Source organism: Streptomyces sp. NPDC059010 (assembly GCF_042740355.1).
GTDB lineage: Bacteria > Actinomycetota > Actinomycetes > Streptomycetales > Streptomycetaceae > Streptomyces.
Map to the genome: position 1 here is coordinate 35,226 of NZ_JBHYJA010000042.1, position 7,764 is coordinate 42,989.

The following is a 7,764-nucleotide window of genomic DNA, read 5'->3' on the forward strand; positions in this document are numbered from 1 at the left end:
GACTCTGCGCGTGAGCCGCGGCGACTCGGCGGCGGCCGTGCTCGGGCGTCGCTTCGACCTGGTGGTCTCCAACCCGCCCTACGTATCCGCATCGGCCCCCAACTCCGTGCCGACAGGGCCCACGCCAGGGCATAGGACGCCGGAAGGGACGGGCGGCTGCTGATCGACCGTATCTGCGACGCAGTTCGTCAAGCGGTGGATTCGCATGCGGTGATCGACCAGGCGGTCGGCGTACTTTGTCAGCGCCCGAGGGCGTTCTCCAACTGCTTCTTCGTCATCGAGGAACGGCCGTGGATGTTGCGCTTCTTCGCTTCGTTGTACAACTGGTCCTTGGTCGGCCCTTCCGCGCCGCTGTGTGAACGCTGCCCGCCCCGTTGGGACGCCGACTTCTGGTCGCGGGTCGAGGATTTGCTCGCGGTCTTCGACTCGCCCGACCTGGCCCGCTCCTTGTTCACCGTCCGTGCGGCAATCTCCTTGGCCCGCTTCGACGACTCGCCACGGTCCTCGGCGCCCTTCTTGATGTGTTCGTACTGGCGCTCCCGCTTGGAGCTCGATCCGGCCGGCATGATGCCTCCTCTTTCTCATACAAACTGTGGTGCGGCGCCTTCCTCGGGCCTCACCACGAAGTGATGGGTGGTCGGGCCCGGATCACGGGTGCTCGGCCTGCTGGTCCGGTGGCACCCCTCCGCCTTCTCCGCCGCCCTTGTCACCCTTGTCGGTACCGTGGGCACGACCGCCCTTCTCCTGGGCCTGCCGAGCCTTGAGTTCGGCGCTGTCCTGCGGTGTCGCGCCGCCCTTGTCACTGCGTCGCTGTTCTGGTTGCTGTGGGTTGGACATCTGCGGGCACCACACTTTCGTCGGAGGCCGTTCGGATCGCCGAGTTCCCGGGAGGCGCCACGCGAAGCATGCCGCCGTCGCTCCGTTCCACGCCGGGGCCCGCCTGTACGGGAGCACGGGTGCTGTCCGTCGCTACGCACAGCGCCCCCATACGACGCCTCCTCGCAGCCGGCGCCGACACATGAGGCATACGGCTGGTCATCCACGCCCGCGCCGACACGGCACTCGCAACTGCCACCGCGCTGACCACGGCGGCGTGAGAACAGCCGCCGTCCTGGACGCCTCCGCATCGGAGCAGTCAGGCTCGGGGCACGTTCACCAGGCCGCTCCGCCGCTCCGGAAACGCGTCGGAGTCGCCTGCGCGACGAGGCCCCGCACGGCGATCGGCTCCTCAGCCGGTTCGTTCCGAGCGGCCGTCAGATCCCTCCGCGGTTTGCGCGCCATCGGTCGCTGATCGATATGGGGCTGATCGGCAGGATCGTGGCACCGGCCACGTAGCCCAAAGGCTCAAGGTTGGCCCAGCGGACGGAGCGGCTCCTGTTGGAGACACCGCCGCCGCATCAGCATGGCTCGACAGCCCTGCTTTCCGAGTGGAGGTTTCCTTGCCGCAGTGGAGATGCGCAGCCCTCCTGACCCTCGCGTGCGCTGTCCTGACCGGCTGCAGCACTCTCGGCGAGCGTGAGACGGCGGCGTCGGCAGCCGCCGAGAGCTTTGCGAACAGCCTCCGTCACTTCGACGGGACGCGCGCCTGCGCGGCGCTGGCCCCGGAAACGCGCCAGGAACTCGAACAATCCGCCAAGGCCTCGTGCGCCAGGGCCATTCTCGACGAGCAGCTGCCAGATGCGGGAGCACTGCAGGATATTGAGGTGTACGGGCAGCAGGCCCGGGCGGTCCTCACCACCGACACCCTGTTCCTGTCGTCCTTCCCCGCCGGTTGGATGATCACCGCGGCCGGCTGTGTGCCGCGCCCCCACCAGCCCTACCAGTGCCAGGTCAAGGGCGGGTGACCGGACCATGCGCACCCTGTTCACACTGCTGCTGCTGACGGTCGGAGTCGGCCTGGCGTATTTCACCGCCGTGGGGCTGATGCAGCGATGAGCTCCCTGACACAGTTCGTGAAGCACAACAGCCTCACCCTGGCTTTCGGTACCGGGTTCTTGCTCACCCTGGCCGGGCAAGCCGTCTCCGGCCACGCAGACTTCAACAATCAGCTCGTAGCCGAGGGGCTGCACCCGCTCAGCTTCTGGCACTATCTCGGGACCTCCGACTTCGCCGTTGATGTCACCGAGAACTGGCAGTCGGAGTATCTGCAGTTCTTCCTCTACATCTTCGGCACGGTATGGCTGCTCCAACGCGGCTCGCCGGAATCCAAGGAACTCCACAAGGCTGGCGTGGAGAGTGACCGCGAGCAAAGGGTCGGCGATCATGCCGGAACTTCCTCACCCCGGTGGGCCGCCGACAAGGGATGGCGCCAGAAACTGTACTCGCGCTCCCTGGGCACCGTTATGGCCGCAATCTTCGCGTGGTCCTGGCTGGCCCAGTCCATCAACGGCTCAGCCGCCTACAACGAGGAACACCTGCGCAATCTGCAGGCCCCCATCCCGTGGACGCAGTACCTCGCCACCGCCGACTTCTGGAACCGCACCCTGCAGAACTGGCAGTCCGAACTGCTGGCCGTCGCATCGATGGCCATTCTCTCGGTGTACCTGCGCCAACGCGGCTCCCCCGAATCCAAGCCCGTAGGCGCCGCCCACACCTCGACCGGCGTCGAAGGATAAATCCGCTTACAAGCCATCTCATCTGGCTGGTTAGGCTTTCGGTCGTGGTGGGGATCGTTGAGCGGCTGGTACCGGACGATTTGTGGGAACTGGAGGGAAGTCCGCACCACCGCGTGGCTCCCTCGCTCGTCTCACGCCGTGTGGGCACCGGCCAGGCGGGTAGTCGGTGTGCGTGACCAAATCCGTCATCGCTGTCCTTGATATTGACGGGACGCTCATCGACTCCAATTACCAGCACGCGCTTGCCTGGTATCGAGCACTGCGCTCGGTGGGCGAGATCTTCCCGGTGTGGCAGCTGCACCGGTTGATCGGGATGGGCGGGGACCAACTGGTCACCGCTGTGGGCGGCGAGGACCTGGAGCGCCGCCTGGGCGACAAGGCGCGTGAGCGACAGGGGCGGGAGGCCGATGCGCTGCTGGAGGAGATGGCGCCGTTGCCCGGTGCTCGTGATCTGCTCACGGCCGTGAAGGAACGCGGTCACCGGCTGGTGCTCGCCAGCTCCGGCCAGCAGCGTCACGTGGACGTTTTCCTGGACAAGCTGGACGCTCGCGGCATCGCCGACGACTGGACCAGCAGCGCGGATGTCGAGTCCTCCAAGCCGGCGCCGGATCTGCTGCAGGTGGCACTGAAGAAGCTGGGTGCTGGGCCCGACGCGTCGAGTGTGATGGTCGGCGACTCGGTCTGGGACGTCGAGGCCGCGAAGAGAGCCGGCATGCCGGCGATCGCCGTCCGCTCCGGCGGCTTCGGGGACGATGAACTGCAGGAAGCCGGCGCCATCGCCATCTACGACACCCCCGGGCGACCTCGCGAAGGCCCTGGACGACACACCACTCGCCTAGGGCCCTGCCGCCGACGGACCCGCTGGCAGGGTGCCGCGGCCGGTCTCTGCCGGCGCCCCTGCCGCCGCCCAGCCCGGGAAGGGTCGCGGACGGTGACCGGACTGGGGGGCCGGAGAGACCTCTGTTCTTGGTGGCTGCGAGTTCACCTGCGCCCGCCAGAGAGCAGCCAACAGCGCCGCGCTTGGGATTTCTGACCCGCCGACAACGGCTTGCTGATGAGCGACCGGCACCCAGACTCTGGTGAAGACTGACGGAAACCGCAGTGCACCGGCCGGGCGCGGCAGCCCAGGATGGGGATGGGCGACGGGGAGCACCACGGGTGGTCCCCGTCGCCTGGCACCGGAGGGCGCCCGCGCCGGGACCTGCGGGATGCCGCGGCATGTGCGGTGCGGGATGTCCGTGGCGGTGGTGGTCGCGCTGCCGGTGCGGTGTCGCGGTGTCCTCGTGTGGTGGCTGACCAGTCGGTTCGTACAGCGATTGACGCGGCTCGGGGACGCCGAGCCGCTTGCGGTAACGACGTGCAGTGCGTGTTTTCGGCGGGTGGCTGTCGCTGCCGGTCGTCGACTTCACGGCGATGACCGGCTTCGGCGCACCCCTATCCCGGGCGGCGCCGGGATGGTGGGTCCTGGGGTGTCGGTAACGGCTGAATCGTGGACCGGGGGCACCAGATGAAAAGTGGACCTCACGCTGTCAGTTGATGTTGGTCATTCCCCGGTGTTGGCCGTGGGAACCCGTCCGAGGTCGCGGCCCCGCATCCGGTAGCTGTCGCCCTTGAGTGAGATCACTTCGGCGTGGTGGACGAGGCGGTCGATCATCGCGGCGGCGACGGTGTCGTCGCCGAAGACCTCTCCCCAGCGGCCGAAGGGCTTGTTGCTGGTCACGATCACGGAGGCGCGTTCGTAGCGGCCCGAGATGAACTGGAAGAAGAGGTTCGCGGCCTCGGGTTCGAAGGGGATGTAGCCGACCTCGTCCACGATGATCAGCGGGATCCGTCCGAGTCGGGTCAACTCGTCGCTGAGTCTGCCCACTTGATGGGCTTCGGCGAGGCGGGTGACCCACTGGGCGGCGGTGGCGAAGGCGACCCGGTGGCCGGCCTGGCAGGCCCGGATGCCGAGCCCGGTGGCGAGGTGGGTCTTGCCGGTGCCGGGCGGCCCCAGGAAGATGACGTTCTCCTTGCCGACGACGAAGTCCAGCGTCCCCAGGTGGGCGATGACCTCGCGTTTCACGGACCGCTGGTGGTCGAAGTCGAAGTCTTCCAGCGACTTGCGGGAGGGGAAACGGGCCGCGCGGATGCGTCCCTCGGCGCCGTGGCTGTCGCGGGCGGCGACCTCCACGTGCGGGTGACCGTGGTATGCCCCGGCCACCCTTGTTCCTCCGCGTCACAGGTGACCGTTGCGCACAGGCACCCTGGGACATGCGCACAGGACATCTGTGATGTCAGGAACGGCAGCGATCTTGGCCGCCTGTGATCGAACGCGACGGCGCCCCGACGACCTTGCATGGTCACGTCGGCCGGAGTCCACGACGCCCACGCCGCCGACGTCTGGCTCACCCGGAAGCATCCTGATCTGAGCCCGACTCCACATACGGGCGAGAAATGATCATGATTCACGACGCGTGATCGCGGATTCCACCCCGCGCCGACTTTGTCCCGGAGGGGAGTTCGTCGCGAATTGCGGGTATGGCTGCGCCCCGGCCGGATACTCGGGCGAAATGGTACGGACGTTGAAAGGCCATGGAAGGCACGGCGGGCACGCTGCGGCCGGCCAGGAGGCCGAAACTGTGCGGGCACCCGAGGCAGGGCCGGATGAGCAGGTGGAGCGGCAGGCGCCGGACACTCCGACGGATCTGCCCAAGCGCTCCTGGGGAGCGGTGCTGAAAGGCGCCCTGAGGGAGTTCAAGAAGGACGAGCTGGCCGACCGGGCGGCGGCGCTGACGTACTACGGGATCCTGGCGCTGTTCCCGGCCCTGCTGGCGCTGATCTCCCTGGTCGGCATCGTTGGACAGTCGGCGACGCAGCAGGTTCTGGACAACATCCAGAAGCTCGCCCCGGGCGCGGCGCAGGACATCCTGCGCAACGCGGTGCAGCAGCTGCAGGGCGGCGCGGGCCTCGGCTCACTCATGGCGATCGTCGGTCTGCTGCTGGCGGTGTGGTCGGCGTCCGGTTATGTCGCCGCGTTCATCCGCAGCGCGAACGCCGTCTACGACATTCCCGAGGGCCGTCCGGTGTGGAAGGTGCTGCCGGTGCGGGTCGGCGTGACCGTGGTTTTGATGGTCATGGCCGTGGTCAGTGCGCTGATCGTCGTGTTCACCGGCGGCCTGGCCCGCCAGGCCGGCACCGCGCTCGGTGTCGGGGACACCTTCTTGACGGTGTGGTCGATCGCGAAGTGGCCGGTGCTGATCCTCCTGGTCACGGTCATGATCGCCATCCTGTACTGGGCGACTCCGAACGCGAAGGTCCGCGGCTTCCGCTGGATCACACCGGGCAGTTTCCTGGCACTGCTCATCTGGATGATCGCCTCCGCCGGGTTCGCGCTCTACGTCGCGAACTTCGCCTCGTACAACAAGACTTACGGCACCCTCGCCGGCGTGATCGTCTTCCTGGTGTGGCTATGGATCACCAACCTGGCGATCCTCCTGGGCCTGGAATTCGATGCGGAACTGGCCCGCCAGCGCGCCATCGCGGGCGGCCATCCGGCCGAAGAGGAGCCGTATGTCCAGCCGCGCGACACCCGCAAGTGGGACGAGGAGGATCGCCGCCGCTTCGAATCCTGAAACGGACCGCCCCGTGCCTCTTCGCAGGGACTGTGAGGTCCTGCAGCCCTCGGCGACGACGAAGCCGATCCGAGATCGGCTGCTCACCCGGACGCGCTCTGGTGCGCCGTGCACCGCATTGCTGCGGCGACCGATCCTCTGACGGCGGTGAGACGTAGCTGACCGGGTACTCGACCACCCGGTCCGAGGGCGGAAGCAGGACTCGCCGCTCGGTCCTGCACTACCACGGGCGAGCACGAGGCCGGCGAGAAAGAGCTGAAGCAGGAGAGGTGAGCACACATGACAGCAGACGGCTCCCACCGCATCGGGGCCGGAACGCAGGAACCGGTGGGCGACTTGGTGCAGCGTGCCTCGCAGCAGTTGTCGGAGTTGGTGCGCGACGAGATGCGCCTGGCGCAGGCGGAGATGACGCAGAAGGGCAAGCGGTTCGGCAGGGGCGGAGGCTTGTTCGGCGGAGCCGGACTGGTGGGCGTACTCACCTTGCAGGCCCTGGTAGCCACCGTGATCGCAGCACTGTCGCTCTCCCTGGATGTGTGGCTCGCGGCGCTGATCGTCACCGGCGTACTGGCCGCCGTCACCGCACTGATGGCGGTGCTCGGAAAGCAGCAGATCAGCAAGGCGGCCCCACCGAAACCTGAGCAGACCATGGACAGCCTCAAGGCCGATATGGCCGAGATCAAGGAGAAAGCGCAGCGATGACTTCAGACAAGCCGCACTCGGGCGGCGAGGCAGCACCTTCCCCGAAGGAACTACGCGAGCAGGTCGAGGCGACCCGGAAGGAACTGGGCGAGACCGTCGAGGCCCTAGCGGCGAAGACTGACGTCAAGACCCGCGCTCAGGAGAAGACCGCGGCCGTCAAACAGCAGGTCGCCGCGAAAACCGCACAGATCACGGCCCAGATCAGGGACAAGGCGGCGCACACCGCCCACGCCGTGCAGGAAGGGACCCCGGAGCCGGTACGTGCCAAGGCCGCCGCAGCCACCGAACAGGTCCGCCACCAGGCCAAGCACGTCGCAGAGCTCGCCCGGGACAAGGCCCCGGAACCGGTACGAGAGAAGGGCGGCCAGAGTTTGCAGGCCGCGCGCGCCCACCGGGCCCCACTGCTTGGCGCCGCCGGCGCGCTCATCGCGCTTCTGCTCATCCGACGCGCCAGGAGGCGGCGATGAAAGCCGCGAAGATCGCCTACAAGCCGATCGGCATGGCCGCGGGCGCCCTCAGCGGCGTCTTGGCCGGCGCAATGTTCAAGCAGCTCTGGAAACAGCTCGGACACGAAGAAGACGCCCCGGACGCCACCGACGAGCACCGTACGTGGGGCGAGATTCTGTCCGCGGCGGTCCTGCAAGGGGCCATCTTCGCCGGCGTCAAAGCCGCCGTCGACCGCGGCGGCGCTACTGCCACCCGCCGCCTGACCGGCACCTGGCCCGGCTGACCACCCATCGACGCGGGGGCGCGCCCCGCCCCGGCGGGGGGGGGGGGGCGGCCCGCCGGGGGGGGCGGGGGGCGGACGACGCGCGCCGCCCCCCCCCCCCGGCCCC

General features: G+C 68.2%; 10 protein-coding genes. 7 read left to right on the forward strand and 3 right to left on the reverse strand.

The genetic code is table 11. The annotated features are described in order from the left end of the window. Nucleotides 1–239: 239 nt before the first annotated feature. The gene (locus ACFWYS_RS35000; RefSeq protein ID WP_384777640.1) at nucleotides 240–566 is read right to left on the reverse strand and encodes a plasmid stabilization protein; all 327 of its coding nucleotides are present in this window, start codon (nucleotides 564–566) and stop codon (nucleotides 240–242) included. A gap of 82 nt (nucleotides 567–648) precedes the next feature. After that, a complete protein-coding gene (locus ACFWYS_RS35005; RefSeq protein ID WP_384777643.1) occupies nucleotides 649–837 on the reverse strand; it encodes a hypothetical protein in 189 nt (62 codons plus the stop codon). Between the two features lie 602 nt (nucleotides 838–1,439). On the opposite strand from ACFWYS_RS35005, the gene ACFWYS_RS35010 reads away from it, so the two are divergent. From ACFWYS_RS35010 to ACFWYS_RS35020, 3 genes are all read left to right on the forward strand, one after another. Further along, nucleotides 1,440–1,844, forward strand: coding sequence for a hypothetical protein (locus ACFWYS_RS35010; RefSeq protein ID WP_384777646.1), 405 nt, complete (start codon nucleotides 1,440–1,442; stop codon nucleotides 1,842–1,844). Nucleotides 1,845–1,931: 87 nt separating this feature from the next. Next, nucleotides 1,932–2,615: a DUF6766 family protein gene (locus tag ACFWYS_RS35015; RefSeq protein WP_384777649.1), complete on the forward strand. Its 684-nt coding sequence runs from the start codon at nucleotides 1,932–1,934 to the stop codon at nucleotides 2,613–2,615. A gap of 172 nt (nucleotides 2,616–2,787) precedes the next feature. After that, complete coding sequence (locus tag ACFWYS_RS35020) at nucleotides 2,788–3,648, forward strand: HAD family hydrolase (RefSeq protein WP_384777652.1); 861 nt, start codon at nucleotides 2,788–2,790, stop codon at nucleotides 3,646–3,648. 510 nt (nucleotides 3,649–4,158) lie between these two features. Here the strand turns inward: ACFWYS_RS35020 and istB are convergent. Next, on the reverse strand, nucleotides 4,159–4,818 hold the full coding sequence (gene istB, locus ACFWYS_RS35025; RefSeq protein ID WP_384777655.1) for an IS21-like element helper ATPase IstB: 660 nt from the start codon (nucleotides 4,816–4,818) through the stop codon (nucleotides 4,159–4,161). 349 nt (nucleotides 4,819–5,167) lie between these two features. Here istB and ACFWYS_RS35030 point away from each other — a divergent pair, with 349 nt between their 5' ends. From ACFWYS_RS35030 to ACFWYS_RS35045, 4 genes are all read left to right on the forward strand, one after another. Next, nucleotides 5,168–6,229, forward strand: a complete 1,062-nt coding sequence (locus tag ACFWYS_RS35030) for a YihY/virulence factor BrkB family protein (protein WP_384777827.1) — start codon at nucleotides 5,168–5,170, stop codon at nucleotides 6,227–6,229. Between the two features lie 279 nt (nucleotides 6,230–6,508). Continuing rightward, nucleotides 6,509–6,928 carry a phage holin family protein gene (locus tag ACFWYS_RS35035; protein WP_384777658.1) on the forward strand — a complete coding sequence of 140 codons (420 nt, stop codon included), beginning with the start codon at nucleotides 6,509–6,511 and terminating at the stop codon, nucleotides 6,926–6,928. Next, nucleotides 6,925–7,395 (forward strand): DUF3618 domain-containing protein, encoded by a 471-nt coding sequence (locus ACFWYS_RS35040; RefSeq protein WP_384777661.1) that lies wholly within the window; start codon nucleotides 6,925–6,927, stop codon nucleotides 7,393–7,395. The genes ACFWYS_RS35035 and ACFWYS_RS35040 overlap by 4 nt, the downstream gene beginning before the upstream one ends. After that, on the forward strand, nucleotides 7,392–7,658 hold the full coding sequence (locus ACFWYS_RS35045) for a DUF4235 domain-containing protein (RefSeq protein WP_384777664.1): 267 nt from the start codon (nucleotides 7,392–7,394) through the stop codon (nucleotides 7,656–7,658). Before ACFWYS_RS35040 ends, ACFWYS_RS35045 begins: the two co-directional genes overlap by 4 nt. The last annotated feature ends 106 nt before the right edge of the window (nucleotides 7,659–7,764 follow it).

What these genes read in the sequence shown, in the direction of transcription:
- ACFWYS_RS35000 (WP_384777640.1), bottom strand. Translation starts at nt 566, where the DNA reads ATGCCGGCCGGATCGAGCTCCAAGCGGGAGCGCCAGTACGAACACATC.
- ACFWYS_RS35005 (WP_384777643.1), bottom strand. Translation starts at nt 837, where the DNA reads ATGTCCAACCCACAGCAACCAGAACAGCGACGCAGTGACAAGGGCGGC.
- ACFWYS_RS35045 (WP_384777664.1), top strand. Translation starts at nt 7,392, where the DNA reads ATGAAAGCCGCGAAGATCGCCTACAAGCCGATCGGCATGGCCGCGGGC.
- ACFWYS_RS35040 (WP_384777661.1), top strand. Translation starts at nt 6,925, where the DNA reads ATGACTTCAGACAAGCCGCACTCGGGCGGCGAGGCAGCACCTTCCCCG.
- ACFWYS_RS35035 (WP_384777658.1), top strand. Translation starts at nt 6,509, where the DNA reads ATGACAGCAGACGGCTCCCACCGCATCGGGGCCGGAACGCAGGAACCG.
- ACFWYS_RS35015 (WP_384777649.1), top strand. Translation starts at nt 1,932, where the DNA reads ATGAGCTCCCTGACACAGTTCGTGAAGCACAACAGCCTCACCCTGGCT.
- ACFWYS_RS35030 (WP_384777827.1), top strand. Translation starts at nt 5,168, where the DNA reads ATGGTACGGACGTTGAAAGGCCATGGAAGGCACGGCGGGCACGCTGCG.